The organism is Streptomyces sp. NPDC056479 (assembly GCF_042795335.1).
In the GTDB taxonomy this organism is placed as follows: domain Bacteria; phylum Actinomycetota; class Actinomycetes; order Streptomycetales; family Streptomycetaceae; genus Streptomyces.
In genome coordinates this window covers 1001971-1028779 of the sequence record NZ_JBHTRZ010000001.1, presented here as the reverse complement: position 1 = coordinate 1028779, position 26809 = coordinate 1001971, and the positions used below count along the sequence as shown (strand labels likewise).

The following is a 26809-nucleotide window of genomic DNA, read 5'->3' as shown; positions in this document are numbered from 1 at the left end:
CAGCCCCACCGGGAGGCGTGGCATGAGCACCACCGAGTCACGGCTGACGAATACAGAACCGACGGACACGACCACGACGGACACCCCCACGACGCAGACGTCCGCCGACCAGGCGGTCAAGGAGACGCTGGAGGACTACACCCTCCGTTTCGCGCCCCGCAGTTACCGCCGCTGGAGCCCCATGGTCGTGGCCACCACGGCCCTCGGCGGCATCGCCTACATGGCCGACTTCTCCATCGGCGCGGGCATCGGCCTGGCCCACGGCACCGGCAACGCGCTGATCGCGATCGCCGTCGCCGCAGTCGTCATCTTCGTCACCGGCTTTCCGCTGGCGTACTACGGCGCCCGCTACAACATCGACCTCGACCTGATCACCCGCGGCTCCGGCTTCGGCTACTACGGTTCTGTCCTCACCAGTGTCATCTTCGCCAGCTTCACCTTCATCTTCTTCGCCCTCGAAGGCTCGATCATGGCCCAGGGCCTCAAGCTCGGCCTCGGGCTCCCGCTGTGGCTGGGCTATCTGGTCTCCACGCTCATGGTCATCCCGCTGGTGATCTACGGCATGAAGGCACTCAGCAAGCTGCAGGTGTGGACCACGCCGATCTGGCTGATCCTGATGGTCGCCCCGCTGGTTTATCTGATCGCCACCGACCCCGGCACCGTCGACCGCTTCCTCTCCTACGCCGGCACCGACGGCGACGGCGGCGTCAACACGGCCTCCGTCCTGCTCGGCGCGGGTGTCTGCCTGTCCCTGATCGCGCAGATCGGCGAGCAGATCGACTATCTGCGCTTCATGCCGCCCAAGACCGAGGAGAACAAGCGCGGTTGGTGGACGGCCGTGGTGATGGCCGGGCCCGGCTGGGTGGTGCTCGGGGCGCTGAAGCAGGCCATCGGCGTCTTCCTCGCCGTGTACATCCTCGCCGAGGTGGGACCGGCCGCCGCGCCGGAGCCGATCCAGCAGTTCCGCAGCGCCTTCGACGCGATGATGCCGTCCTGGATGGTCGTCCCGCTGGCCGTGGCCCTGGTGGTCATCAGCCAGATCAAGATCAATGTGACGAACGCGTACTCCGGTTCGCTGGCGTGGACGAACTCCTTCACCCGGGTGACCGGGAACTACCCCGGGCGCATGATCTTCGTCCTGGTCAACCTGGCCTTCGCGCTGGTCCTGATGGAAGCCGACATGTTCAGCTTCCTCAACAGCATCCTCGGCTTCTACTCGAACTGCGCCATCGCCTGGGTCGTCACCGTCGCCACCGACATCGGCGTCAACAAGTACCTGCTGAAACTCTCCCCGCTGCGGCCCGAGTTCCGGCGCGGCATGCTCCATCCGGTCAACCCGGTCGGCGTCGTGGCGTTCGTCGCCGCCTCCGGTCTGTCCATCGCCATGTACTTCCACGTCCTCGGCGACACCCTTCAGCCGTACTCCCCCGTCGCGGCGGCCCTGATCGCCTTCGTCCTCACCCCGCTCATGGCCGTCGTCACCAAGGGCCGGTACTACCTGCGCCGCACGCACGACGGCATCGCCGAGCCCTATCTGGACGCCGACGGCAACCCGAGCGCGCTCACCCTCGACTGCCATGTCTGCCACCAGCCCTACGAGCGCCCGGACCTGACCGCCTGCGCCACCCATGTCGCGGTGGTCTGCTCGCTGTGCCTGAGCACGGACAAGGCGGGCGACCACCTGCTGCCTGCCACGGCCTGACTCCGACCGGCCGGGGTGGTCCGATCCGCGGATCGGACCACCCCGGAATTCGTGCCACCGCGCCGGCCCAGCGTCGGCTGCGCACGAGCAGATGGAGGAAGTAGGGCGTGCCTATCACGGCGGTCATCAGACCGGCGCCGAGCTGGGCGGGCGCGATGACGGTACGGCCCAACAGGTCGGCGGCGCAGACGAGTACGGCACCGAGCAGTACGGCGACCGGGATCACCCGGACGTGCTGTCGGCCCACGAGCGCCCGGGCCGCGTGCGGTGCGACGAGTCCCACGAATCCGATGGTGCCCGCGGCGGCGACGGCGGTGGCGCTGAGCAGGACGCTCAGCAGGAGGAAGCCGAGACGCCCTCGTAGGCCACGGTGACTCCCGTGGCCGACAGCTCATGACCGCGGGATTTCACCGCTCAGGTATCTTCGCCAGCCAAAGGCGCCGCCGACTCCCGTACTGCGGCCGACTGGCCATCGCGGGGCTGGATGTGACCGGTGGTCACGGCGTTCGTGTCGCCACCCGCGACAGGACCGCTCAGCCCTCCGCGGGCAGCACGTTGGTGACCTTGCCGTGGGTGTCGGCCTCCAGGTAGCCGGCCTGGCCGTAGTCGTCGGTGAGGTAGACGGCGAGACCTGCCGGGGTGTCGAAGATGTCGTTGGGCTGCCTCACCATGACGTAACGGGCGTCCGGGTTGTCGACGTTGAGCTTCTTGTCCGCCTCGGCGAGCAGTGCGGGGACCGCGTCCCAGTTGAAGCCGTCGAGGCTGACGGGCTGTTCGCCGCCGGCCAGAGAGCTCTTGATGATGCCCTTCTCGACGCCTCGTCCCGGGCGGTAGGTGTAGGAGTCGTACTTGGTGTCGCTGCCGTCGACCATCACCTGGGCCGACACGTAGTCCTCGTACACGGTGAAGTCGCCGAACCTGTCCCGGCCGGTCTCCTCCTCCAGGGCCTTGATGGCGGTGCGGATCCCGGCCGGGGTGAGCATGTCGGTGGTCTGCGGATCCTCCGAGCGCTGTGCGGCCGGGGCGGCGGCGGTCGAGGACGCGGTCGTCTCCGGGGCCGAGCGGGTGGACGAGCCTCGCGCACCCGAATCGTCCGCGCTGCCGCCGAGGGGCAGCAGCCACCACGTCAGGACCAGGGCGCCGACGAGGGAGGTCCCGGAGACGCTCAGCAGGACGGACCGTCCAGGGGTGCGGCGACCGTCCGCTCGCACGGGCGCGGTGACCGGCTGGGGTGTGGCGTACCCCGGCCCGGGGTGGAGCGGCGGCCCGAACCCGGCTGGGGCGGCCGTCGAGAGTGGGGCTCCGAACGGGACGGACGTGGTCGACGAGCCGGGGGCGCCGAACGAGCCCGCCGTGGTCGGCGAGGCGGGGGCTCCCGGGGTGGAGGAAGCGGTGTCGGCGAAGGGGGACGGCGGGGTCAGCGGGTAAGTGGTGGGCACGTCACGCGCGGCCACCGGACCGGTCGGCCACGACTCGATCTCGGCCAGCCTGCGGTCCAGTTCGGCGGCGGACGGCCGGGCCGCCGGGTCACGCACGAGCACACTCATCAGGGCATCGCCCAGAGCTCCGGCCCGTACCGGCGGCGGCACGTCGTCGCTGAGGACCGCGGCGAGGGTGGCCAGGGTGCTGCCCCGGCGCAACGGGTGGTGGCCCTCCACCGCGGTGTACATCATCATCGCCAGCGACCACAGGTCGGAGGCGGCACCGCCCTCGTGCCCCGAGATGCGCTCCGGGGCCATGAAGTCGGGCGTGCCGATGATGGAGCCGGTGGCGGTGAGGTTGGACGTCTCGCGGATCGCGGCGATGCCGAAGTCGGTGAGGACCGGGCGGCCGTCGGGTCGCAGCAGGACGTTGGCGGGTTTGACGTCCCGGTGCTGGATACCGGCGTCGTGCGCGGCGGCCAGCGCGGCCAGCACTCCCCTGCCGATCCGCGCGGCCTCGGCCGGCGGCATCGGCCCCCGCTCCAGCCGGTCGGCCAGGGACCCGCCACTGACCAGCTCCATCACGATCCACGGGTACGTACCGTCACCGCCGTCGACTATGTGGTGGATGGTGACCACGTTCGGATGGTCGATCCGGGCCAGCGCCCTGGCCTCGCGCAGCACCCGCTCGCGCAGCATCCGGGCGCCTTCGGGGTCGTACTCGGCCAGGTCCCGGTCGGGCGGGCGGACCTCCTTGACCGCCACCAGCCTGTGCAGCACCAGGTCCCTGGCCCGCCAGACCGTACCCATCCCACCGCCGCCGAGACGGGCCTCCAACTCGAAGCGCCCGTCGACGACTCGTCTGCCGGGACCTCTGTCTGCCTCACTCATGGGCGGGAGCTTAACGGCCACCGCCGACACCGTTCGCCGGCCCCTTCGAGGGCCACCCCGCACCGGCGGTCCGCAAAATCGTCGGTGTGGCTGTCGTATCCGGCGGGCCGCCGATCGTCTTCTGGGTAGCGGGGCGAAATCCCGCCCTGCGCAGCAGCCACACAAGGAGGCGAGACCATGTCGTCGACAACCGCGCCCAAGCCGATTCCGGTCGGCTACCGCCGGGTCACCCCGTGCCTGGTCGTCCAGGGCGCCGCGAAGGCGCTCGAGTTCTACCGCGAGGTGTTCGGAGCCACCGAGCGCATGCGGTTCCCGGGACCGGGAGGGACCGTCGCGCACGCCGAGATCGAGATCGGGGACTCGGTCGTCATCGTCGAGGACCCCTCACCGATGCTGGGTACCGAGGCCCCGCCCACCACCGGTCTGCCCGGCAGTCCCACCTTCCTGTTCATCTATGTCGAGAACGTGGACGCGGTCGTCGGCCGGGCCGTGGAGCTGGGGGCGACGCTCAAGCGGGCGCCCGAGGACCAGTTCTACGGGGACCGGGACGGCACGATCGTGGACCCGTACGGGCACTGGTGGACCGTGGCCACGCATGTGGAGGACGTGACGTCGCAGGAGGCGGAGCGGCGGATGGCCGCCATGATGGAACAGGGAGGTCAGGGATGAAGTACGTGCTGCTCTTCGTGGAGACCGAGGAGTTCGCCCAGGAGTTGCGGGCGATGGGCCCGGCCGAGCGCGCCCGGGCGTTCGAGCGGGTCGACGAGTGGTTCGCGGCCCATGCCGGAAAGATCACGGGCGGGCAGAAACTGCGGGACCCGGAGACGGCGACGACCGTCCGGCTGGAGGGCGGCGAGCCGGTCGTGGTCGACGGGCCGTTCGTCGAGGGCAAGGAGGTCGTGAGCGGCTATACCGAGATCGAGGTGGCCGACCTGGACGAGGCACTGCGCATGGTCCGCAGCTGGCCCGGGTGCCCGGTGGTCGAGATCCGACCGGTGGAGACCGGCCCGATGAGGTGAGCGCCACGTGACCTCGTCGCCGTACGAAGCGGCCGAGTCGCACGACCGGCTGGCCCGCGTGGTCCGGGAGCACGCGGGCCGGCTGGCCGGCGCGCTGATACAGGTGACCGGCGACTTCGCCACCGCGGAGGACCTGGTGCAGGACGCGGTGCTGGTGGCGCTGCGGACCTGGCCGCAGGACGGCATCCCGGAGCGGCCGGACGCCTGGCTGTTCACCGTGGCCCGGCGGCGCGGGCTCGACCTGCTGCGGCGCCAGGAGAACTACCGGCGCAAGCTCGCGCAGCTGCGCTGGCCGCCCGAGGAGGGCGAGGGGTCGGAGCCGGACGAACGGCTGCGGCTGATCTTCACCTGCTGCCACCCGGCGCTGACGCGGGAGGCGCAGATCGCCCTCACCCTGCGGGTGGTGTGCGGGCTGACCACGGCACAGATCGCCCGCGCCTTCCTGGTGCGGGAGTCCACGGTGGCGCAGCGCATCACGCGCGCCAAGCAGAAGATCACCAAGGCGGGGATCCCGTACCGAGTACCCGGCGACGAGGAGCTCGGCGGCCGCCTTTCCCAGGTCCTCGCGGTGATCTACCTGCTGTTCAACGAGGGCTACCTCTCCACCGCCGGGCAGGCGCAGTCGCACGACCTGGCCGACGACGCCGAGTGGCTGGCCGCGCTGCTGCACCGGCTGATGCCGACCGAGTCCGAGGTCGCCGGGCTGCTGGCGCTGATCCGGCTGCACCGCGCCCGTACGGCCGCCCGCTTCACCCCCGAGGGCACGCTGGTGCGGCTGGAGGACCAGGACCGCTCCCTGTGGGACCACGAGGCGATCGCGGCGGCCGCGGCGCTGCTGACGCGTGCCATCCGGCGGCAGCGCCCGGGGCCGTACCAGCTCCAGGCGGCCATCGTGGCCGTGCACGCGGAGGCCGCGTGCTGGGCGGACACCGACTGGGAGCAGATCGTGCTGCTGTACGACATGCTGCTGCACCTCGCCCCGTCACCGGTCACCCGTCTGCACCGGGCCATCGCCCTGCGCTACACCCAGGGTCCGCCGGCCGCCCTGGCCGAAGTGGACGGCCTGGCCCCGGAGCTCGACCGCTACTACCTCTTCCACGCCACCCGCGCCGACCTGCTGCGCGCGCTCGACCGCCCCGACGAGGCCCGCACCGCGGACCGGCTCGCCCTGGACCTGACCACCAACCCCGCCGAACGCACCCTGCTCCAGGAACGCGCCGCCTCCTGAGCGGGTTCCGGGGACACTCACCAGGGGGCGGGGCTGCCCTTGAGCTGCTGCCAGTACCGCCGATGCGCCTGCCGGGCGCGCTCGCTCCGCATTTCGGCGGGAAGTTCCTCGTCGAGCGGATCGGACAGGTCGGCGATGTCGCGCAACGTGGCGGCCTGGCAGGCCCGTTTGGTGAAGGCGTACTGCTCGACGCAGTCCTCCGGCGTCGTCCCGGCGACCTCGACGGCCCGGTCCAGCACCTCGTCCGCCGCCGCCAACTCATGCACCATCCCCAGCTCGTGTGCCCGCTCCGGGCTGAAGATCTCGCCCCGGAGGCAGGCACGGGCCGCCACCGGTTCGCCCCACGCGTAGGCGAGCATCCGTGCGTACACCGCAGGCATCGGGATGCCGATGGGCACCTCGTTCAGCCCGAACCTGGCGCCTTCGGCCACCGCGATCCGGTAGTCGCACACCGCCGCCGTGATCAGGCCCCCGGCGAAGGCGTGCCCGTTCACCGCCGCCACCGTCGGACGTGGATAGGTGAACAGCCGCATGTTGGTGGCGCGGTACTCCGCGAACCAGGCCGCCACGGTCGCCTCGTCCTCCGCCAACAACGGGAAGTTCTCCCCCAGGTCCAGGCCCGCGGAGAACCGGCCGCCCGTGCCGGTCAGCACCACGGGAGAGTCCGTGTGATCACGCTCCAGCCGGTCGAACGCCTCATGCAGGTCGGCGAAGAAGGCGCGGTTCTGCGCATTGACGGGGTTGGTCGTCATCGTCACGACCGCGACACGTCCCCGCCGCTCGATCGTCCAGCTCATGCTCGTCCTTCCGGCTCCCGGAACGGCCCGTCCGTCCGTGCTTCGATGGCGTGCAGTACGGCCACCATGTCCTCGTCGCCGTGCCCCCGGGCGACGGTCTCACCGAAGAGGGTGTGGCAGATGTCGAGCAGGGGCGAGGCCAGGCCGGTCTTGCGGGCGGCCTCGGCGATCAGACGGTTGTTCTTCAGCACGTCCGCGGCGCCCGCCTGCACGGAGAAGTCCCGGGCCAGCAGCTTCGGCGCCTTCATCCGGGAGACGGCGCTGGCCATCGGTCCCGCGTCCAGGACGTCCAGGAACAGCCGTCGGTCGAGCCCGTGCCGGTCGGCGAAGTGGAATGCCTCGGTCAGCCCGGTCACCTGCGCGATCAGGAACAGGTTCACGGATAGCTTCATCAGCAGGGCGCCCGGTACGGCACCACAGTCGAACGCCTCCCGGCACATGGGGGCGAGCAGCGGACGTACCGTCGCCACGGCGTCCTCGTCGCCCGCCAGCATCGCCACCAACTGCCCCTGCTCGGCCGGCACCCGGGAACCCGAGACCGGTGCCTCGACATAACCCGCGCCCGCGGCCCGGACGTCGTCGCGCAGACTGCCCGAGTACTCGGGCGAGGTCGTGCCCATGTGGACAAGGATGCGTCCGGCGACCCGAGGCGCGAAGTCCGGCGTGCCCCGCAGGAGGACGGCGTCGATGGCGGACTCGTCGGCCAGCATGAGGATCACCACGCCGGCCCGCTCGAAGACCTCGGCGGCACTCGCGGCGACCTCGGCCCCCGCGGCGCGCAGGGGCTCGCAGCGCTCGGGCGTGCGGTTCCACACGATGAGGGGTGTTCCGGCGCGGGCGAGATTGAGTGCCATGGGGCGGCCCATGACCCCCAGACCGATGAAACCCACGGACACAATGCACCGCCGTTTCCGGCTCGCGCGGACCTCGAGCCGTCGTCGCTCCCGACCATGACAGCGGTCATAGTAGCCGCAGCTATGACAGCGGTCATAGGGTGAGAGGGGACGAGGCCGAGGTACGAGGAGGTCGCAATGGCGGTGTCCGGACGGGGACCGCGCGAGCGGATGGTCTTCAGCGCGGCCCAGCTCATCCGGCGTGACGGGGTCGCCGCGACGGGGATGCGTGAGGTCGCCACGCATGCCGCCGCGCCCCGCGGCTCGCTCCAGCACTACTTCCCCGGCGGCAAGGAGCAGTTGGTCAACGAGGCGGTGGGGTGGGCGGGCCGGTACGCGGGCAACCGTGTCGCCCGGTTCCTCGCCGCGCTCGACGAGCCGACGCCCAGTGGGCTGTTCGCGGGGATGGTGCGCCAGTGGACCGACGAGTACGAGGCCGTCGGATTCGCCGGCGGCTGCCCCGTGGCGGCGGCCACGGTGGACTGCGCGGAGTCCACCGAGTCCACGCGGGAGGCGGCGGCCGCGGCGTTCGCCACCTGGACCGGGCCGGTGACCGGTGCCCTGGTGGACATGGGAGTGCCGAAGGAGCGGGCCGGCGCGCTCGCCACGCTCATGATCAGCGCGCTGGAGGGGGCGATCCTGATGGCACGGGCGGAGCGGGACGTACGGCCGCTGACGACGGTGGCCGCAGAACTCGGCCCGCTGCTCGACGGCGCGGTGAGCCGGGCCGGTTGACCGGAAGGATGCAGCCGCGGCGGCCAATGACACGCCCGCCGCATGAATTTGACGGCATGTCAGTGTGCATTCCCGTTCCGTGGACGGCCCTCGAACTGAGCCGGGTCCGGCCCTCCCGAGTTGCCCGTCGCGGGAGGACTCCGTCGGCGTGCGGTGCTGGTGATGCGGGGGTGTCCGGGCGGGCGCAGACTGGACGGGTGACGGGCACGTCCCCCGGGCGTGGCGAGACCACGTCCGTACCCAGTTCGGCACCACGGGAGACCGTGGCGCTTGCGGCGATGATGTTCGCCGTCGCGATGACGTTCATCGACCAGACCATCGTCTCCATCGCCGCCCCCGACATCGTCCGCGAACTGGGCCTGTCGGCGTCCGGCATGCAGTGGGTCGTGAACGCCTATCTGCTCGCCCTCGCCGCGTTCTTCGCGCTGGGCGGCCGTCTCGCCGACCTCTACGGGCCACGCCGGCTCGTCGTGATCGGCACGCTGGTGTTCGTCATCTCGTCGGTGCTGTGCGGCTGCGTCCCCAAGGGCGACGCGGCACAGGCCTGGCTGATCGCCTTCCGGACCGTTCAGGGGCTCGGGGCCGCGCTGCTGTTCCCGGCGGCACTGGCCGTGGTGGTGGCGGTGTTCCCACGCGAGCGACGCGGCCGTGCCCTCGCGCTGTTCTTCGGGCTGTCCGGTGCGCTGACCGCACTCGGCCCGCTTCTGGGCGGCTGGCTGACGGCGGGCTGGACCTGGCGCGCCGTGTTCTGGGTCAACGTCCCCGTGGCCATCGTGGCGCTCGCCCTGACCGCCTGGGCCCGGATCGCGGACCGGAAACGAGCCGGCACCCTCGATGTGCCGGGCGCCGTGCTGATCGCCCTCGGCATGGGCCTGAGCGTCCTGGGCTTCCAGCAGGCTTGGGCGTGGGGCTGGGACAGCGCCGCGACCTGGATCTGCATCGTGGGCGGTCTGGCGATCCTCTACGTGTTCGTCCGGTACGAGCGAGGGGTGCGCCACCCGCTGATCGATCTGCGGGTCTTCCAGGACCGGGCGTTCACCGTGGACGCGGTGGTGCTGTTCTTCGCGATGCTGGCCTTCGTCCCGCTGTTCTTCTTCGCGTCCGTGTACGCCCAGGTGTCGCTGAGCGCCTCCCCCAACCAGGCGGCCCTGTTCCTGCTGTACTTCTTCGCGGGGTTCGCCATCGCCTCCCAGTGGGGCGGCCGGATCCTCGACAAGCAGGGCGCGCGGCCGGCGCTGAAGCTGGGGACGGTGGTGGGCGCCGTCGGCTTCGCGCTGTGGGCGGGCAAGCTCACCGATCTGTCCATGCACGACCAGTGGCCCTACGCCGCCCTGGCCGGCGCCGGAATCGGCTTCATCCTCGCCCCCGCCTCCACCGACGCCGTGAACCGGGCCATCGGGCCCTCCTACGGCGAGGTCACGGGAGTCACGCAGACCGTGCGCAACTACGCGGCGAGCGTGGGCCTCGCCGTGTTCGGCACGATCCTGACCCACGTCACCAACAACAACGTGACGAACACCCTGGAATCACGCGGCCTGCCCTCGAACGTCGCGGACAACGTGGCGCACAGCATCACCGAGTCCGTCACCGGCAACGGCGACTCCAGCACGCCCACGGGCTCGGGAGCCGCCGCCACTGCGACGCGGAACGCGATGAACGCGATACGCATGGACTTCGCCGAGGCCAACCAGTGGGTGTTCTACGGCATGGCCATCGCCCTGGGTGTCGGCTTCCTCTGCGCGCTGCGCCATCCGGGCGGACGTGCGGTGACGCGCGAGGATGCGGCCGAGGTGGAACGGACGCCGAGTCACTCGCCGGCTGCGCCGCAGTCGTAGTCGTCCACGGCGTCGAACGAGGGAGCGTTCTTCTCGCCGTACAGCGGATCCACGACGTCGCGAACCTGGGCGCCCCGCTTCAGGCCGCTCGCCGAGGTGTCGATCGCCTTGAGCACCGCACGGAACTGCTCCGCGATGTCCGGAGGCGCGCTCGACCGCATTTCCTTGCCCATGCGGGCGATCGCGTCGGCTCTCAGCCGGAGTTCCTCGAAGTCCAGCGGCTCACCTTCGATCGCCTTGCCCACGTCGGCACGGAAGGCGACGACGCCGACCTGAAAGGTCGACAGATCGAGGCAGAAGGCCGAGGACGGCGTAGGGGTGGGACCCGCGCTCGAGGCACTGGACGAGGCCGGCGCGGATGTCGGTGCCGTGCGGTCCGCGGCGCCGTCCGGAGCACCCGAACAGCCCGCCAACAGCACGGCGGCACCCATGGCGAAGACGCATCTGCGGGGAGCGGTCATGGACGGACCATAGGGAGCGGGCCCCGGGAGGGGTCCCGACACCCGGCCGACGCACCCGCCCCTCAGAGGAAGCTGACGCCCTGGGCGAGTGGGAGTTCGCTGGAGTAGTTGACGGTGTTGGTGGCCGAGCGCATGTAGGACTTCCAGGCGTCGGAGCCGGACTCGCGGCCGCCGCCGGTGTCCTTCTCGCCGCCGAACGCGCCGCCGATCTCGGCTCCGGAGGTGCCGATGTTGACGTTGGCGATGCCGCAGTCGGAACCGGCGGCGGACAGGAAGACCTCGGCCTCCTGCTGGTCGCGGGTGAAGATGCTGGACGACAGCCCCTGCGGAACGTCGTTGTGCAGCGCGATCGCCTCGTCGAGGGTGTCGTAGGTGAGGACGTACAGGACAGGGGCGAAGGTCTCCTCCCGTACGACATCGGTCTGTTCGTCGACGCGGACCAGGACCGGCTCCACATAGGCGGCCGCGGACGCCTCCTCGGTCAGGCGACGTTCGCCGCCCACCAGGATCCTGCCGCCCTGTGACTGGACGCGGGCCAGGGCGTCCCCCATGCGTGCGTGGGCCTCGGTGGAGATGAGCGGGCCGACGAGCGTGGTGTCCTCGAAGGGGCTGCCGATCGGCAGTTTGCGGTAGGCGGCCGTCAGCCGCTCGATCAGGGTGTCGGCGATGTCGCGGTGGACGATGAGACGGCGCAGGGAGGTGCAGCGCTGACCCGCCGTGCCGGCCGCGGCGAAGACGATGCCCTGCACGGCGAGGTCCAGGTCGGCGGACGGGGCGACGATCGCGGCGTTGTTGCCGCCGAGTTCCAGCAGGGTGCGGCCGAACCGGGCGGCGACGCGCGGGCCGACCTCACGGCCCATGCGGGTGGAGCCGGTGGCGCTGACGAGGGCGACACGGGGGTCGTCGACGAGCTTCTCGCCGACCGCGCGGTCGCCGAGCAGGAGACGGTGCACGTCGCCCGGCGCGCCGGCCTCCTCGGCGGCGCGGGCCAGCAGACGGTGGCAGGCCAGGGAGGTCAGCGGGGTCAGCTCCGAGGGCTTCCAGATCACGGTGTCGCCGCAGACGAGGGCGACGGCGGTGTTCCACGACCACACGGCGACGGGGAAGTTGAAGGCGGAGATGACACCGACCACACCGAGCGGGTGCCAGGTCTCGGCCAGTCGGTGGCCGGGCCGTTCGGAGGCGATCGTACGGCCGTACAGCTGGCGGGACAGGCCCACCGCGAACTCGCAGATGTCGATCATCTCCTGGACCTCACCGAGGGCCTCGGAGCGGATCTTGCCCGCCTCGATGGTGACGAGGTCGGCCAGCTCGCTCTTGTGCTCGCGCAGCAGCTCGCCGAGCCGGCGGACGAGTTCGCCGCGGCGCGGTGCGGGCGTCGTGCGCCAGGTCAGGAACGCCGCACGGGCTGCCGCGACGGCCTCTTCGGTGTCGGCGTCGGAGGCGGCCCGCAGTCCGAAGAGGTCCTCGCCGGTGATGGGGGTGCGGGCCCGGAGGCCGTCGCCCTCGGGGACGGCGACCCCGATGCGCTCCAGGGCAGCGCGGGCGCGGGCGCGGAGGTCGTCCGTGGTGGGCAGTGCGGTGCCGTTCATGGTGGTCCTTGCGGGTGGGAGGGGTCAGCCGGGGGTGTCGGGGAGGCCGAGTTCGCGGGCGACCAGGGCGAGGGTGTCCGCCTGCTGCCTCGCGTAGCGGGCGTAGGGGTCCAGTACGTCGCGGCCGACGGCGCCGGAGAGCCAGGCGGCGTCGTAGGCCGTGCCTTCCCGGTCGTTGTCGCGGGTGCCCTCGCCGCTGAGGTTGGACTGGAAGATTCCGGCGGCGGAGCGCGGCAGGAAGTCCTCGTAGACGATGGGCCGGGCGTGCACCCAGCCCTGCCGCACCAGTTCGTCGACGGTCGCGGGCGGGCGGCTGCCGTCGCGCGGCCGGTCGTCGGCGAGGCGGTAGGTGAAGTAGGCCAGGCCCTTGGCGGCGAGTTCCATCTCGCTGCCGGGCATGTGCCGCTCCCACAGGGCGCGTGCGATGTCCCCGCGGGTCGCCGTGGGGTGGGCGGAGGCCTGTTCGTCGACGCGGCCGAGGAGTTCGTCGTACAGGGCGCGGCCCTCGCGGGTGAGGGCGATGCCACGGGCCTCGACCTCGCCGAAGCGCACGCGCAACGAGCCGCTCTCGACGCTGCCGTCGGCGAGGCGCATGGCACGCGGCTCGGCCAGGGCCCGGAAGGAGGTCTGCCGCAGCAGGACGTCGGGGCCCTTCCAGGCGGGCGGGCCCTGGATGGTGTCGATCATCTCGATGCCGCGGGCGGTCATACGGCGGTACAGGTCGTCGATGTCCAGGACGCGCGGGGTGAGGTGGTTGATGTGGGTGCTGCGCACGCCGCCGATGTCCGCGGCGACGGCGGAGACCCGCTCGAGGGTCCGGTACCAGGCCCTGTCGACCGGTTCGCTCGACAGCTCGAAGGCGGATACCGCGAGTTGCAGGAACCGCTCGGCGTCGTCCTCGGGCAGTTCGCGCTCGGCGGCGGCGCGGTCGGCCAGCGTGAGCAGGTCCGGCGGGAACAGTTCGCGGACGGCGAGGAAGGCCTCGAGACGGGCGCGCAGGTCGGCGTCGAAGAAGCGGGGGTCGGCCGGAGTGAGCATGGAGGTGAAGACCCGGAAGGGATTGCGGGCGAGTTCCTCGCCGTCGACCGGGCGGAAGGCGGTGGAGACGACGGGGACGGCGCTGGCGGCGGCCTCCCGCAGGTCGTAGAAGCCGACGGGGTGCATGCCGAGAGCGCCGAAGACACGGGCGACCTGGGCCAGTTCGCGGGGGGTGCCGACGCGGATCGCTCCGTGCCGCTCGGCGGTCACCCGGCCGATGGAGCCGAGGCGTTCGGCGTCGGCGCCCTGGGCGCGCAGGACGTCCTCATTGACCTCGCGCGAGACGTCCACGAGCGTGGCGTAGGCGGGGACCTCCCGCCCGTACATCTCCGACAGCCGCACCGCGAACGCGGCTCGCAGTTGCCACTGACTGATCGTCGACATGATCCGGCCTTTCGATCGAGGGTGCCGAGTACATCGAGGGTGCCGAGTACAGAGAGATGTCGATCAGCTGTCCGTGCGTCATCGTGCAGCAGCACGACCGTCGACGTCCATCGACGATGGACTGGACGAGTGCACGACCAGAGCGGTCCTCGCGCTCCGATAAGGTGCCGAGTTCTGCCCTGAAGATCGCGAAAGGACGACAGTCGTGCGGGAAGTGGCGTGCCACGAGGTCGGTGAGCAGCGGACGGCGCAGGCACTGGACGACATCGGTCCGCGCACCAGGGGACGTTGGCACGCGATGCGCCACGACGGCCCGTCGCTCGGGAAGCTGCGGGTGATGCGCGACGAGCTCCTCGACCACGTCGGCGCGCGCAGCGTGCGGGACCCCGCGCTCGACGGGACCTCGCGAGCCGCCCTGCGCACCGCGTCGGAGTGCGCCCTGGGGGTTCTGAGCGTCGGCTGCTTCCCTGACGGGGATCAGGAGATCCTCCTGCCGCTCATCGACGAGACGCTCAGCAGCGAGGATGTCTCGTTCGCCGACGCCGCGGAGGAGGCCCCCACGGCTCGGACGTGGCTCGACGCGTTCGCGCTGTGCGTGGTGAGCGGCTCGGTGTGGGAGTGGCAGCGGGTGATCGGGCTGCTGCTCCGGGGCGACTACGCGCCGGCGATCCGGGCCGGGGTGCCGTACTCGAAGCAGACCTCGACGTCGGAGCCGGCGGACCTCGCCGCGATGGACGCGCTGTGCGGGTATCTGACCGAGGCACGGGGGCACCTGCCCCGCGACTGGCCCACCGTGCCGCTGCGCAAGCCGGACGGCGACGAACGGGCCGCGGCGGCACGGCGGTTGGACGAGGTCGGCTCCCTGTCACCGGATCAGCGGCTCCTGCGGTTCCTCCTCGACGACGACCGGGAGGCCTTCGAGCGGGCTCTCGTCGCCCGGCTCGTCGAGCACCGGCAGAGCGTGGGACCCGATCCCGCCCCCGGGACCCTGCTGCCGGTCGGGACCCTCGCCCTGGCCGCCCTCGCGGTCCAGGTGCACGGATGGGAGCCGTCCGTCAGGTCCGGCTGTCTGCCGCACGGCCTGCTGGGTTCCCCGGAGGCGCTAAGGCGCACGGCGGAGGCCGGCGAGAACCCTTCGGGCCGTTGGGCGGCGGCCAAGTAGCCCGTTTCGGCGATCCGTTCGCTGTCACCGGTCGTGCCCGCTCCCGTACAGTCCGTGCCACCGGCACGCACCGCCGTCACGGGTCGACCAGGAGAAGGAACATGGACACCGAAGCCGCCCCCGGCTCCCTCCCGCACACTCCCGGAACGCCACGGCCCGTCCCCGAAGCCGATCCCGAGCTGCTGAAGCGGTGGCGGTCCCAGGGAGGCGAGCTCATCGAGCTGCTGACCCAGGTGCGCGAGCAGGTCGGCGGTGTCGCCGCGTTCCGCCTCGGGCCGGCCCGCACCGTCCTCGTCACCGAGCCGCAGGCCGTCCAGCACGTGCTCGCCCGCCATCCGGAGCAGTACGTCAAGCGCTCGCATCGCGCACGACTGCTGGTCGGCGACGGTGTCCTCTCGGCGAGCGGCGAGGCGTGGAAGCGGCAACGCCGTCTGCTCCAGTCCCAGTTCACCGGCACCGGGATGCGCCGCTACGAGCGGCGGATCACCGAGGCGGCCCGGGTCACCGCCGAGCGCTGGGCGGCGTACGCGCGTACCGGACAGACCCTGGACGTCGGGCAGGAGATGCACCGCTTCGCCCTGGACGCCATCTGGCGCTCGCTCACCGGCCACCCCATCGACGACGGGACCGCACGCGAACTGGCGGCCATGGAAGCCGTGGGGGCCGCCCTTCCGACGCTGCCCGCGAACACCGAGGACGCACGCGAGGCCGTGGCCGCCGATCTCGCCCGGATCGACGCGGTCGCCGGGCATGCGATCGAGGCCGCCCGAGCCGGGGACGCCGGTCCCGACGGTCCTGGCCTGCTGCGTGTCCTGCTCGACGCCGCCACCGAGCGGCCCGAGTACACCGATCGGCTGATCCGCGACGAGTTGGTCACGCTGCTCGCGGCCGGGCACGAGACCACGGCCAGCACCCTGACCTGGCTCTATCTTCTCCTCGACCAGTACCCCGCCGCCCGCGAGGAGGCTCTCGCCGCCGGCGCCGAGGGCTCGGAGCAACGCCGCCAGGCCCTCCAGGCCCTGGTCCACGAGACGCTGCGGCTCTATCCGTCCGCGTGGCTCCTGCCCCGCCACGCCGCCGAGGACGACACCCTCGCCGGCTACACCGTCGAGGCGGGCACCGACCTCCTGGTCTGCCCCTACCTCACCCATCGCGACCCCGAACTGTGGCCGGATCCCGAGCACTTCGACCCGCGGCGCTTCCTCACCCCGGACGGGCGGCCCACCCAGCCGGGTGCCTACCTCCCCTTCGGCATCGGCCCGCGCACCTGCCTCGGGATGCAGTTCGCGCTCCGCGAGTCGACCGTCCTGCTCGAACACCTGCTGCCGGCCCACACCGTGGCCTTCGCCTCCACCCCGGTGAAGGCGAAGTATGGGTTCACCGTCCGCCCTGACGGCCCCAGTCCCGCGACCCTGCGTCCGCCGCTCGTCTGAAGCGGGCGACACTTTCAGCGACGTCCACCGAACTCCCAGTCGTGGACCTCGACTTCGGCGTACAGGTCCGCCGTCAGCACCGCACGCGCCGTCGCCGCGTCCGACGCCCGCACCAGTGCCGCCGTACCCAGCCACGCGGTGCCGTCGTCGGACAGCAGCGGTCCGTACGCGACGAGGTCCTCGTCCTTGGGCGGCTCGGCCGGGTCGGCGGACGGGTCCGGGCCGAGGCCCAGCACCAGGTACCGGTTGCCGCCGCTGCTGCCGCCGGGGAAGTCCCACATGGTGCGGCCCAGCATGTTGCGCCACCGGCGCAGCAGCACGTCCCGGTACGCGCCGGCCTGGTAGTTGGGCTCGTCGAAGGCGAACGCGCGAGCGGCTGCGGAATCGGGCAGGTCGACGATGTGCACACTGCCGGTCGGCGTCTCACCGTCCGGCGCGTACGTCGGGCCTCGGGCGATCAGCTGCCGGGCGAACCCGTCCATGTACGACCAGTGTCGCTCCAGCAGGCGCTCGCGCAGTGCCACTGAGTCGGCCCGGTCACGGTGGTAACAGAAGAACTCCATGCCATCAGTCTGGGCCATTGCCTCACCCTCTGTGGCAGGATCCGCTGTCATGTCCTCTATTCCCTCCCGGACGTCAAGTACCGTCGGCCGTCTGCTCGTTGTCCTGCTGGCATTGCTCGTGGCACAGGGCGGCACGGGGGCCGACGCCGTCACGAAGGCCGCCGACTCCGCGGCCGCGACGCCCGATCGGCCTCGCTATGACGTGACCTTGCGCGGCAACGCCGACGGCTCCCGCTGGACTGGCCGGGAGCGGGTGTCGTTCCGCAACGCCTCGGATCGTCCGCTGCGTGAGGTGTACGTACGTCTGTGGGGCAACGGCGTGGACAAGTGCGGCACGGCCGGCACGCCGCCCCCGGTGAAGGTCTCCCATGTGCGCGGGGGCACCGCGGGTCCGCTCACCGTGAACTGCACGGCACTGCGGATCGCTCTGCCGAAGCCGCTCGGGCACGGCGAGCGCGCGACCGTGTCCTTCGACGTGTCCCTCACCGTGCCGGGGCGCAACGACCGCTTCGGCCGCGAGGGCGCCTTCCGCTTCCTCGGCAACGCGCTGCCCGTGCTCGCCGTGCACGACGCCAAGGGGTGGCACCTCGATCCGTATGTGCCGACCGGCGAGAGCTTCTACACCCTGGCGAGCGACTTCCGCGTGGCACTCGACCACCCCACGAGACTCAAGGTCCCCGCGACCGGCCGTACCCGGACCCTGCCCGGCGGACCCGGCCGCAGCATCACCCTCAGCGTCGCGCATCGTGTGCGGGACTTCGCCTGGGCGGCCGGCCCGTTCCGTACCGCCGTCGAGACCTCACCCGGGGGCGTGCGCGTGAGGTCGTACTGGGCGCCGGACACCTCCGCGACGGGGGTGCGCCTCACGCGTCAGGACGGTGTCCTGGCCGTCGACCGGTTCGGCGGGGAGTTCGGCCGCTATCCGTACGGCGAGATCGACCTGGTGATGACCAGCGAGTTCGGCGGCGGCATGGAGTACCCCGGCCTGGTCCTGCTCGGCACGACCGACGAGGGCAGCGCCGTCGTGCACGAGATCGCCCACCAGTGGTGGTACGGCATCGTCGGCAACGACGAGTACGGTGCGCCGTGGCTGGACGAGAGCTTCGCGCAGTACGCCAACGCGCGCTTCTACGGCTGGGACACCCGCGACTGCTGGTCGGAGGAGGATTGGCCCGATGACCGCGCGGCACTGACCAACTCGATGGCCTACTGGGCCGAGCACCGGGGCGAGTACCACCTCATCTACACGGCCGGCTCCTGTGCCCTCGCCGACCTGGAGCGCACGCTCGGCGCCGGCACCATGGCCCGCCTCCTCAAGCGGTACGCCCACGACCACTGGTACGGCGTCTCCACCACCGCGGACTTCAAGAAGGCCGCACAGTCCGTGACGCACAGCGACCTCGGCCCCTTCTGGAAGCAGCACCGCATCCGCTGACCACCTGAGGCGAGCCTTCAACATGCCCCCAAGTCGGCGGGGCCCGCCTCGATGCGCTGCACTCCGACCTCGCACCTGGGGACTGCGCTCGCCTCCGGCCCACCCATCCCACCCGTCACTCCCGCGAGAACCGCCGCTGCACGTCGGGCCGGGACTTGAGCCGGTCCGGATATCCGGGGCCCATCCGCGCGGTGGTGTCGTCGGCGTGCATCGGTTCGCCGCAGGCCGAGCAGACCACCTCCGCGTGAGCGTCGTGGCCGCAGGCGTCGTGGTGCAGGGTGATCGGAGGTCCTTCGGGGCCGGCGAGCCAGCGGTCGCCCCAGTTGGCCATCGCGGCGAGGACCGGGAAGAGGTCCCTCCCCTGCTCCGTCAACAGGTACTCGTGGCGGGGCGGCTCGCTCTCGTAGAGCCGTCTCTCCAGCAGTCCCGCCTCGACCAGGCGACGCAGCCGGTCGGTGAGCGTGTTCCGGGCGATCCTCAGCTCGCCCTGGAACTCGTCGAATCGGCGGCTGCCGTAGAACGCCTCGCGAAGGACGAGCGGGGTCCAGGCGTCGCCGACGACGTCCAGGGTCCGCGCGATCGAGCACGGCCAGTTCGCGAAGGACGTACGCGCGCTCACGTCCGCCCTCCGACCTCGTGGACCAGCTCGATCGCCCGGCCCAGCGTGTCGAGCCGGGCGGCCAGGTCCGCACCGGCCGGGTACAGCCGTACGGTGTCCACGCCCGCGTCGCGCCAGACGCGCAGCCGCTCCCGCACCATGTCCTCCGTGCCGATCAGTGTGGTCGCGAGCACCATCTCGTCGGTCACCAGCGCGGCCGCTCCGTCCCGGTCGCCCGCCTGCCAGCGCTCCCGTACCTCCTCGGCCACCTCCGCCCAGCCCTGCCGGCTGTAGGCGCGGTTGTAGAAGTTGGTGGACGCCGAGCCCATGCCGCCGAGGCTGAAGGCCAGTTCCTTCTTGCGGCCGGCCACCATCGCGCTCAGTGCCTCCTCATCGGGGGCGAAGGCCACCTCGGCGCCCTGGCAGATGTCCAGATCGGCACGGCCGCGCCCGCCGTGGGCCAGCCCTTCGTCGAGGTGAACGAAGTAGGCGTCGGCCGCTCCTGCGGGCACGAAGCTGGTGCCGAGCCAGCCGTCGGCGACCTCCCCGGTCAGCCGGAGCATGGCCGGCGACAGGGCGGCCAGGTAGATCGGCACGGGGTGTTCGGCCCGCATCGACAGCCTCATGGGTACGGCGTCGCCGTCGGGCAGCGGGATGCGGTACTCGGTGCCGGAGTGGTCGATCTTGCCGCCGCTCAGGACCTGGCGCACGATCTCCACCGTCTCGCGGACGCGCGCCAGCGGGCGGGCGAAGGGCACGCCGTGCAGCCCCTCCATCACCTGCGGGCCCGAGGGGCCAAGGCCCAGCAGGAAGCGTCCCTGGGAGAGGTTGGACAGGGTGATCGCGGTCTGCGCGAGGGCCACCGGAGTGCGCGTCCCGACCTGCATGACGCCGGAGCCCAGCAGCATGCGCTCGGTGCGGGCGGCGTAGTAGCCGAGGGCGGAGGGCGCGTCGGAGCCCCAGGCCTCGGCGACCCAGCAGATGTCGAGGCCGAGCTTCTCCGCCTCGAGGACGAAGTCCGCCTGGCCCGTCCAGGTGCCCAGGCCGGACGCCTCGATCGTCGTCGCGGTCCTCATCACGCCTCCGCCAGCTTCTTGATGTGACCGAGCGTGGCACTCATGTTGCGCTCGAACTCACGCATCCGTACGAACACGATCTTCTGTTCCTTGTCCGGCATCGCGTCGATGGCGAAGGACAGACCGGAGCGGCCGGGTCCCATCTGCATCCACTCGGACAGCTCGGTTCCGCCGTCCTTGGGGTCCAGCCGGAAGCGCCAGACGGCGCTGGGACTGGAGGGGTCCTCCACGGCCCAGGCGAGGACGTGCGGGGACTCGCATTCGATGACGTGCGAGGTGGTCTCCCACTCCCCGAAGGACTCGTGCCTGCTCCGGCCGACGAACCGAGCGCCCACGGCGGGCCCGGCCGCGCCGTCGAGCCAGTGGACGGACTGCAGTTCCTCGCTCATGCCCGGCATCAGCGTGACATCGGAGACGATCTCCCACACCCGGCCCGGCGGCGCGTCGATCCACGCCCGCACTTCGACCGTGGGCGTGTCCGCGTAGCGTGCGCCCGTCCACTCCACCTGGCACCAACCCCTTCTCCAATGAAGGCCTGTGACCTCTAGAGTTGTGTAACGAGACTTACTCGTCAAGAGGTAGGGCCACCCCGGGAGCCAGCCCTGCTAGACCCCGGCGCCGCCCGTCTCCGTGTGCCAGACCGCCTTCTTCACCTGCTCCTCTATCTCACTGCGTGTCTCGCCCTGGTCCCTGGCGTACTCGGCCACGGCGATCTGCACCTCCCGGGCCAGGTCACGCCAGGCCCGCAGTGCCGTGTTGTACGTCTCGGTCTGCCGCGGGCTCCATCCGCCCTGCTGGGTCGGCGGTCCGTACATGCCCCGCAGCTCCTCGACGCGGCCGTGCGCCTGCTCGGCCGCGCGCTCCTTCGCCACCAGCTCTTGGAAGATAGTCGTCACACAAATGGAGCATAGGCGGGCATACGGCCTATCGCGCGCCGAGCGTTCGGACCCTCAGGCCGACGGCGCCACGGCGGCCCGCTCCGCCCACGCCCGCGGCGACAGCGCGAGCAGCGCCTCCAGCTCCCGCGGATCGGGCAACGGGCCGTGGTCGCCCGGCACTTGGAGCGCGGAGGCCGCGGTGATGTGGCCGAGGCGGAGCGCGTCGGCCGTCGTGGCGCGGCGCACCAGGCCCGCGAGGAAACCGGCCGCGAAGGCGTCGCCGGCGCCGACGGCCTCCACCACGGCCACGCGCGGCGTCGGCACCGTGACGGCGCCCTCGTCCGTGAACGCGGTCGCGTCGTTCGCCCCGTCCTTGACGACGAGGATGCGCGGACGCGGGAGCCACGCCCGTACGTCCTGCGCGCTCAGCTGGGCGCCCCACAACGCCTGCGCCTCGTCCAGGCCGACGAAGACGATGTCGGCGCGGTCGGCCAGCTCACGCAGCGTCGCCGGGGCCGTGCCGTCGGGCCACAGGGCCGCGCGGTGGTTGACGTCGAAGCTCACCGCGTACGGGCGGGCGGCGGGCTCGGCTGCCAGTGCCCGGGTCACCAGTCGGCGGCAGGATTCGGACAGTGCCGGGGTGATGCCCGTCAGGTGCAGCAGCGAGGCCGTTCGCGCGGGCGGGCCGTCCAGCAGGTCGGGGCCGAGAGCGGAGGCGGCCGAGCCGCGCCGGTAGTAGTGCACGCGGGTTCCGGCGGGGCCCGGGTCCTTCACCAGCAGGCCGGTCGGCCGGTCGGGATCGGTGCGCACATGCGACACGTCGACGCCGGGCGCGGCCACGGCGACACGGACGCGGTCTCCCAGCGGGTCGTCGCCGAGCGCCGAGAGCCAGGCGACCTCGACGCCGTGGTCGGCCAGGTACATGGCGACATTCGACTCGGCTCCCGCCACCGACAGTCGCAGCTGGGCCGCGGTCGCCAGGGGGTTCGGCGGGTCGGGGGCCAGGGCCGCCATCGTCTCGCCGATGCAGACGACCGGGCCGGGGGCGGGGCGCCATGGGGCGGTCTTAGGAGCTGCCGGTCCGCCGGTCACGACGGGTCCCCGATCGTCGACCGGTGCCGGACGCTGTCCAGCCGGCAGGCCGGGGTCAGGATGCCGGGCACCCCCAGGCAGACGACCCGGCGAGGGGCACGCCACCAAGCGGCAGTCGTCGGAGCTGCCGGTCCGCCGGTCACGACGGGTCCCCGATCGTCGACCGGTGCCGGACGCTGTCCAGCCGACAGGCCGGGGTCAGGATGCCGGGCACCCCCAGGCAGACGACCCGGCGAGGGGCACGCCACCAAGCGGCAGTCGTCGGAGATGCCGGTCCGCCGGTCACGACGGGTCCCCGATCGTCGACCGGTGCCGGACGCTGTCCAGCCGGCAGGCGGGCGTGGGGGTGCCCGGGACGTCCACGCGGGTGGTGAACAGGGCGCCGTCGGCGTCGCCGGGTGCGGTCAGGCCCACGCGGGCCGTCGTGATGTGCAGGACGTCGTGGGCGAGGCACACTCCGACCGGTTGCCGTGCCGGCAGCCGCAAGGTGCGGTCGAGCGTGCCGTCCGGCAGGTAGCGGCGCACGGTGCCGGTGCCCCAGACCGCGATCCACACGGCGCCTTCGACGTCGACCGCCATGCCGTCGGGACTGCCCTCCCGGAGCCTCACGAACTCCGCCGGTGCCCCGAGTTCGGCCGTCACGGGGTCCACGGAGTACCTCCGGACGACGCCCCGCGCACTGTCGGCCAGGTACATGAGGCCGCCGTCCGAAGTGAACGCGGGTCCATTGGGGACGGTGATGCCCTCCAGCACCCGCACGACCGTGCCGTCCCGGTCGAGGCGGTACAGCGAACCGGCGTCCTCCTCGGCGTCGTACGCCATGCTGCCGGCCCAGAACCGGCCGAACGGATCGGCGACGGCGTCGTTCATGCGCATGGGGGTCCCGGCGTTGTCCTCCGGGCGTGCCAGCCAGTCTAGGGTGCCGTCGGCGTGCAGCAGGCAGATGCCGGTTCCGGCGGCCGCGATCCAGGTGCCGTGGTGGCCGGCCAGGGGTGCCACGGCGCCCAGCGGGACGGGGAGTTGGGCCACGGAGCGCAGGGGCGCCGTCGGGTCCTGCGGAGCGGAGAGGAGGCGGCCGGCGAGGATGTCGACGAGGACGACGTCCGTGCCGGTCCAGCGGATGCCCTCGCCCAGTTCGAGCCGGTCGGGGCGGGCCGGGCGCAGGTCCGCGGTCATGGCGTCGCCTCGGCCACGACGGTGCGGAACAGGCGGGCGCGCTCCCGGAGGGCGGTGATGCTGCCTCCGTCGGCGGCGTCGCCGACGAGGGGCGAGCCGACGCCGACCGCGAGGGCCCCGGCCGCGAGACAGGCACGGGCGGCGGCCTCGTCGATCCCGCCCACCGGGACGAAGGGCACGTCGGGGAACGGGCCGCGCAGCGCCTTCAGATAGGCCGCTCCCCCGAACTGCGCGATGGGAAAGATCTTCAGCGCGGCCACTCCCCTCGTCCGCGCTGCGATGATCTCGGTCGGGGTCAGCACGCCCGCGAGGACCGGCATGCCCAGCTCCCGCGCCGCCTCCACGCCGTCGCCGAGCCCCGGGGTGACCGCGAAGTCGGCTCCGGCGCGGTGGGCCGCCCGGGCGTCCTCGGCGGTCAGCAGGGTGCCTGCACCGAGGGGATGATCCGGACCGAGAGCACTCCGGGCACGTTCGATGACGGAGAGGGCGTCCTTGCCGGAGAGCGAGACCTCGACCAGTTCGACGCCCTCCTCGGCCAGGGCCAGCACGGTGCGCAGCGCGGCATCGGCGTCGTCGCCGCGCACGATCGCGACCAGACGATGGGTGGCCAGGGCGGCTGTCAGGTCCACGAGCGGTGCTCCTTCTGTGTGGGAGGCGAGGGGCATCGGCAGGCGGCGGTCAGCGCAAGCCGCCAGCGGATCTCGCCCGACGCCGGTACGCACGCGGCGTCGTCCGGCCCCGCGTCGGCGAGGTCGAAGACGCGGCCGAGCATGGGCTCCACGCCGGTGCTGCGGTAAGGGTGCGGCTGGGGGTAGCCGGTGAGGTTGCGCCACAGGGCCGTCGACACGGGTTGCCCGTCCGCCCGTAGTTCCAGGGCCAGTCGGTCGCGGTCGTCGTGGACGCAGCACAGCGGTGAGTCGACGACAGCTCCGACCGCGGTGCCGTCGTCGGGTCCGAGCCGGTGGAGGGGCAGTCCGTGGGGTGCGGGCCAGGAACCGGTGATCCAGGGCGCTCCGGTGGGCCAGGTGTCGTCCAAGAGCGGGGCTGCCTCGGGGAACAGACGGGTGGCGGCGCCGGAGGGCATGTGCAGGGTCGCGCCCGCCGACAGGTCCAGCAGGGCGTGGGCCGCCCAGATGAAGCGGAACCCGGGCTGCGCGGTGAGGGTGTAGTCGGCCTGGGCGCCGTCGGTCGTGGTGCGGACGGTCCGTGCGAGGGTGAAGGACTCCCCCTGTACGCGCTCCGTGTCGCCGGTCCGGGTCCACGGGCGCGACCAGACGTCTCCGTGGTCGGGCAGGCCGCGGACGGTGGGGACGCACTCCTCCAGCCCGCCCGCGTCCACGAACACGTCGCCGGGAGCGGCCATGTTCCGTTCCGGCGCCGGGCGGTGCCAGAGCCATTCGCGTCCCGCCGAGCGCAGGGAGGTCCAGCGGCCGCCGTGCGCGGGGTCGGTCGTGATCTCCAGCACCGTCACCACTCGGCGAAGGAGTCGTCGGGGTGCCGCCAGACGGGGTTGCGCCAGGCGTGTCCGGCACGGTCGGCCGCGCGTACGGCCGTCTCGTCGATGGTGATGCCGAGGCCAGGGGCCTCGTTTCGCGGCGCGTGGCCGTCCACGAAGCGGAACGGGGCGGGGTCGGCGAGGTAGGACAGCAGGTCGGCTTCCTTGTTGTAGTGGATGCCGCGGCTCTGTTCCTGGATCAGGAAGTTGGGGGTCGCGAAGGCGACTTGGAGGCTGGCGGCCAGGGCGATCGGGCCGAGCGGGCAGTGCGGGGCGAGTTGGGCACCGTAGGTGTCGGCGAGGGAGGCGATGCGGTGGACCTCGGAGATGCCGCCGGCGTGGGACAGGTCGGGCTGGGCGACGGCGATGCCGGCGGTGAGGGCGGGCAGGAAGTCGCCGCGTGAGTAGAGGCGTTCGCCGGTGGCGAGCGGGATCGGGGTCGCTTCGACCAGGCCGGGCAGCAGGTGGCCGTGTTCGGGGACGACGGGTTCCTCCACGAACAGCGGGTGCAGGGGGGCGAGTTCGGCGAGCACCCGGCGGGCGCTCGCCGCGGTGAGGCGGCCGTGGAAGTCGACGGCGACATCTCGGTCCGGGCCGAGGACGTCGCGTGCGGCGGCCACGCGGGCGACGACGGCCGCCGTCTCGGCCGCGGTGGTGATCGGCGAGGTGGCGCCCGCCGCGTTCATCTTGACGGCGGTGAAACCGGCCTCGACCTGGGCGGTGATCTGTTCGGTGAGCTCGGCGGGCTCGTCGCCGCCGACCCAGGCGTAGACGCGGACGCGTTCGCGCACCGGTCCGCCCAGCAGGGCGTGCACGGGGGCGCCGTAGGTCTTGCCGGCGATGTCCCACAGAGCCTGGTCGATCCCGGCGACGGCGCTGGAGAGGATGGGGCCGCCGCGGTAGAAGCCGCCCTTGGTGAGCACCTGCCAGTGGTCCTGGATGCGCAGCGGGTCCTGTCCGACGAGGTATTCGGCCAGGACGTCCACGGCTGCGCGGACCACCTCGGCCCTGCCCTCGACGACGGGTTCGCCCCAGCCGACCACGCCGTCGTCGGTCTCGATGCGGCAGAACAGCCAGCGCGGCGGGACCAGGAAGGTTTCTACGCGAGTGATCTTCACTTGCCGCCCGTGCCTTTCCTGCCGTCGGAGCCCGCATCGTCGGAGACCGCGTCGTCGGAGCGGTCGATCCGGTCCAGGTCGCGCCCGGCCTGGAGGAGCAGGGCCCGCATCGCCGTCTCCGCGGCTCCCGGGTCCTGGTCGCGTACGGCGTCCAGGACGGCGCGGTGGGCCGGTACGGGGTCCTCGCTGTGGGGGTGGCTGTGCACGATGCGGTCGCGGTGGGCGAGGCCCGGCTCGATGACCATCTCCATGCGTTCGAGCAGTTCGTTGTGGGTGGCGGTGAGCAGGGCACGGTGGAAGGCGAGGTCGGCCTCCACTGCCTGCCCCGGGCCGGCGTCCTGCTCGCCCATGGCCTCCAGGGCCGCTTCCAGGGCCGTCAGGTCGGCGTCGGTGCGGCGCTCGGCGGCCAGCCGTACGGCGGCCGGTTCGACGATGGCGCGCACTTCGGAGAGATTGCGCAGCAGCTTCCGGTCGGCGTCGCTGGCCTGGTCGGCGCCCTCGAACTGCCAGCGCAGCACATCGGCGTCGAGCAGGTTCCAGTCGGCGCGGGCCCTGACGAAGGTGCCCCGTTTCTGGCGGGCGTCCACCATCCCCTTGGCAGCGAGCACCTTCAGGGACTCGCGCAGGGCGGTGAGACTGACGTCCAGCTCGCTCTGGAGCGCCACCAGGTCGAGCGTGGCGCCCTCGGGGATCCGACCGCCCAGGATGCGGCGGGCGAGGGCCTCCACGGTCTGGCCGTGCACGCCGCGGCGGGCGTAGGGCGTCATGTCGTACAGCCTTTCTGCTG

At 72.1% G+C, this 26809-nt stretch carries 26 protein-coding genes and 1 pseudogene; 9 read left to right on the top strand and 18 right to left on the bottom strand.

Annotated elements, in window-relative coordinates:
• The first annotated feature begins 22 nt into the window (after positions 1–22).
• Positions 23–1702 (top strand): allantoin permease, encoded by a 1680-nt coding sequence (locus ACFQ6S_RS04600; protein ID WP_383403388.1) that lies wholly within the window; start codon positions 23–25, stop codon positions 1700–1702.
• Between the two features lie 70 nt (positions 1703–1772).
• On the opposite strand, the pseudogene ACFQ6S_RS04595 reads toward ACFQ6S_RS04600, so the two are convergent.
• A pseudogene (locus tag ACFQ6S_RS04595) lies at positions 1773–2069 on the bottom strand (iron chelate uptake ABC transporter family permease subunit); the annotation flags it as partial.
• A 166-nt stretch (positions 2070–2235) separates the two neighbouring features.
• Positions 2236–4014 (bottom strand): protein kinase, encoded by a 1779-nt coding sequence (locus tag ACFQ6S_RS04590; protein ID WP_383403385.1) that lies wholly within the window; start codon positions 4012–4014, stop codon positions 2236–2238.
• A 177-nt stretch (positions 4015–4191) separates the two neighbouring features.
• Between ACFQ6S_RS04590 and ACFQ6S_RS04585 the strand changes: the two genes are divergently transcribed.
• Genes ACFQ6S_RS04585 through ACFQ6S_RS04575 form a run of 3 tightly spaced genes read left to right on the top strand, consistent with a single transcriptional unit; the run spans position 4192 to position 6261 of the window.
• Entirely contained in the window at positions 4192–4683 is a 492-nt protein-coding gene (locus ACFQ6S_RS04585; RefSeq protein ID WP_383403382.1) for a VOC family protein, read from the top strand.
• Positions 4680–5033 carry a YciI family protein gene (locus ACFQ6S_RS04580; RefSeq protein WP_383403379.1) on the top strand — a complete coding sequence of 118 codons (354 nt, stop codon included), beginning with the start codon at positions 4680–4682 and terminating at the stop codon, positions 5031–5033. The genes ACFQ6S_RS04585 and ACFQ6S_RS04580 overlap by 4 nt, the downstream gene beginning before the upstream one ends.
• A gap of 7 nt (positions 5034–5040) precedes the next feature.
• The gene (locus ACFQ6S_RS04575; protein WP_383403376.1) at positions 5041–6261 is read left to right on the top strand and encodes an RNA polymerase sigma factor; all 1221 of its coding nucleotides are present in this window, start codon (positions 5041–5043) and stop codon (positions 6259–6261) included.
• A gap of 17 nt (positions 6262–6278) precedes the next feature.
• Here the strand turns inward: ACFQ6S_RS04575 and ACFQ6S_RS04570 are convergent, their stop codons facing one another.
• Positions 6279–7058, bottom strand: a complete 780-nt coding sequence (locus ACFQ6S_RS04570) for an enoyl-CoA hydratase/isomerase family protein (RefSeq protein WP_383403373.1) — start codon at positions 7056–7058, stop codon at positions 6279–6281.
• The gene (locus ACFQ6S_RS04565; RefSeq protein WP_383403370.1) at positions 7055–7954 is read right to left on the bottom strand and encodes an NAD(P)-dependent oxidoreductase; all 900 of its coding nucleotides are present in this window, start codon (positions 7952–7954) and stop codon (positions 7055–7057) included. The genes ACFQ6S_RS04570 and ACFQ6S_RS04565 overlap by 4 nt, the downstream gene beginning before the upstream one ends.
• Positions 7955–8089: 135 nt before the next feature.
• Here ACFQ6S_RS04565 and ACFQ6S_RS04560 point away from each other — a divergent pair, with 135 nt between their 5' ends.
• The gene (locus ACFQ6S_RS04560) at positions 8090–8686 is read left to right on the top strand and encodes a TetR/AcrR family transcriptional regulator (protein WP_383403367.1); all 597 of its coding nucleotides are present in this window, start codon (positions 8090–8092) and stop codon (positions 8684–8686) included.
• Between the two features lie 278 nt (positions 8687–8964).
• Positions 8965–10521 carry an MFS transporter gene (locus ACFQ6S_RS04555; protein WP_383404322.1) on the top strand — a complete coding sequence of 519 codons (1557 nt, stop codon included), beginning with the start codon at positions 8965–8967 and terminating at the stop codon, positions 10519–10521.
• Here ACFQ6S_RS04555 and ACFQ6S_RS04550 read toward each other — a convergent pair.
• The 3 genes from ACFQ6S_RS04550 to ACFQ6S_RS04540 form a co-directional block, all read right to left on the bottom strand.
• Positions 10494–10982: a hypothetical protein gene (locus ACFQ6S_RS04550; RefSeq protein WP_383403364.1), complete on the bottom strand. Its 489-nt coding sequence runs from the start codon at positions 10980–10982 to the stop codon at positions 10494–10496. The genes ACFQ6S_RS04555 and ACFQ6S_RS04550 overlap by 28 nt on opposite strands.
• Before the next feature lie 62 nt (positions 10983–11044).
• On the bottom strand, positions 11045–12574 hold the full coding sequence (locus ACFQ6S_RS04545) for an aldehyde dehydrogenase family protein (RefSeq protein ID WP_383403361.1): 1530 nt from the start codon (positions 12572–12574) through the stop codon (positions 11045–11047).
• 24 nt (positions 12575–12598) lie between these two features.
• Positions 12599–13996: a 2-oxoadipate dioxygenase/decarboxylase family protein gene (locus ACFQ6S_RS04540; RefSeq protein WP_383403358.1), complete on the bottom strand. Its 1398-nt coding sequence runs from the start codon at positions 13994–13996 to the stop codon at positions 12599–12601.
• 205 nt (positions 13997–14201) lie between these two features.
• Between ACFQ6S_RS04540 and ACFQ6S_RS04535 the strand changes: the two genes are divergently transcribed.
• Together ACFQ6S_RS04535 and ACFQ6S_RS04530 are read left to right on the top strand one after the other, a co-directional pair.
• Complete coding sequence (locus ACFQ6S_RS04535; protein ID WP_383403355.1) at positions 14202–15158, top strand: immunity 49 family protein; 957 nt, start codon at positions 14202–14204, stop codon at positions 15156–15158.
• Positions 15159–15259: 101 nt separating this feature from the next.
• A complete protein-coding gene (locus tag ACFQ6S_RS04530) occupies positions 15260–16591 on the top strand; it encodes a cytochrome P450 (RefSeq protein WP_383403352.1) in 1332 nt (443 codons plus the stop codon).
• Positions 16592–16605: 14 nt separating this feature from the next.
• Here ACFQ6S_RS04530 and ACFQ6S_RS04525 read toward each other — a convergent pair whose 3' ends face one another.
• Entirely contained in the window at positions 16606–17154 is a 549-nt protein-coding gene (locus ACFQ6S_RS04525) for a YciI family protein (protein ID WP_383404320.1), read from the bottom strand.
• 49 nt (positions 17155–17203) lie between these two features.
• On the opposite strand from ACFQ6S_RS04525, the gene ACFQ6S_RS04520 reads away from it, so the two are divergent.
• A complete protein-coding gene (locus ACFQ6S_RS04520) occupies positions 17204–18589 on the top strand; it encodes a M1 family metallopeptidase (RefSeq protein ID WP_383403349.1) in 1386 nt (461 codons plus the stop codon).
• Between the two features lie 115 nt (positions 18590–18704).
• On the opposite strand, the gene ACFQ6S_RS04515 is transcribed toward ACFQ6S_RS04520, so the two are convergent.
• From ACFQ6S_RS04515 to ACFQ6S_RS04470, 10 genes are all read right to left on the bottom strand, one after another.
• Complete coding sequence (locus ACFQ6S_RS04515) at positions 18705–19208, bottom strand: winged helix-turn-helix transcriptional regulator (protein ID WP_383403346.1); 504 nt, start codon at positions 19206–19208, stop codon at positions 18705–18707.
• Positions 19205–20263 (bottom strand): LLM class flavin-dependent oxidoreductase, encoded by a 1059-nt coding sequence (locus ACFQ6S_RS04510; RefSeq protein WP_383403343.1) that lies wholly within the window; start codon positions 20261–20263, stop codon positions 19205–19207. The genes ACFQ6S_RS04515 and ACFQ6S_RS04510 overlap by 4 nt, the downstream gene beginning before the upstream one ends.
• Positions 20263–20769, bottom strand: coding sequence for an SRPBCC family protein (locus ACFQ6S_RS04505; RefSeq protein ID WP_383403340.1), 507 nt, complete (start codon positions 20767–20769; stop codon positions 20263–20265). Before ACFQ6S_RS04505 ends, ACFQ6S_RS04510 begins: the two co-directional genes overlap by 1 nt.
• 99 nt (positions 20770–20868) lie before the next feature.
• Positions 20869–21159 carry a hypothetical protein gene (locus ACFQ6S_RS04500; protein ID WP_383403337.1) on the bottom strand — a complete coding sequence of 97 codons (291 nt, stop codon included), beginning with the start codon at positions 21157–21159 and terminating at the stop codon, positions 20869–20871.
• 54 nt (positions 21160–21213) lie between these two features.
• The gene (locus tag ACFQ6S_RS04495; protein WP_383403335.1) at positions 21214–22233 is read right to left on the bottom strand and encodes a sugar kinase; all 1020 of its coding nucleotides are present in this window, start codon (positions 22231–22233) and stop codon (positions 21214–21216) included.
• Positions 22234–22515: 282 nt separating this feature from the next.
• Positions 22516–23409 (bottom strand): SMP-30/gluconolactonase/LRE family protein, encoded by an 894-nt coding sequence (locus tag ACFQ6S_RS04490; protein WP_383403332.1) that lies wholly within the window; start codon positions 23407–23409, stop codon positions 22516–22518.
• Positions 23406–24038: a bifunctional 4-hydroxy-2-oxoglutarate aldolase/2-dehydro-3-deoxy-phosphogluconate aldolase gene (locus tag ACFQ6S_RS04485; RefSeq protein WP_383403329.1), complete on the bottom strand. Its 633-nt coding sequence runs from the start codon at positions 24036–24038 to the stop codon at positions 23406–23408. The genes ACFQ6S_RS04490 and ACFQ6S_RS04485 overlap by 4 nt, the downstream gene beginning before the upstream one ends.
• Positions 24029–24874, bottom strand: coding sequence for a hypothetical protein (locus ACFQ6S_RS04480; RefSeq protein WP_383404318.1), 846 nt, complete (start codon positions 24872–24874; stop codon positions 24029–24031). Before ACFQ6S_RS04480 ends, ACFQ6S_RS04485 begins: the two co-directional genes overlap by 10 nt.
• 2 nt (positions 24875–24876) lie before the next feature.
• Positions 24877–26022: a galactonate dehydratase gene (gene dgoD / locus ACFQ6S_RS04475; RefSeq protein WP_383403326.1), complete on the bottom strand. Its 1146-nt coding sequence runs from the start codon at positions 26020–26022 to the stop codon at positions 24877–24879.
• Positions 26019–26789 (bottom strand): FadR/GntR family transcriptional regulator, encoded by a 771-nt coding sequence (locus ACFQ6S_RS04470; RefSeq protein ID WP_383403323.1) that lies wholly within the window; start codon positions 26787–26789, stop codon positions 26019–26021. The genes dgoD and ACFQ6S_RS04470 overlap by 4 nt, the downstream gene beginning before the upstream one ends.
• Positions 26790–26809: the final 20 nt, after the last annotated feature.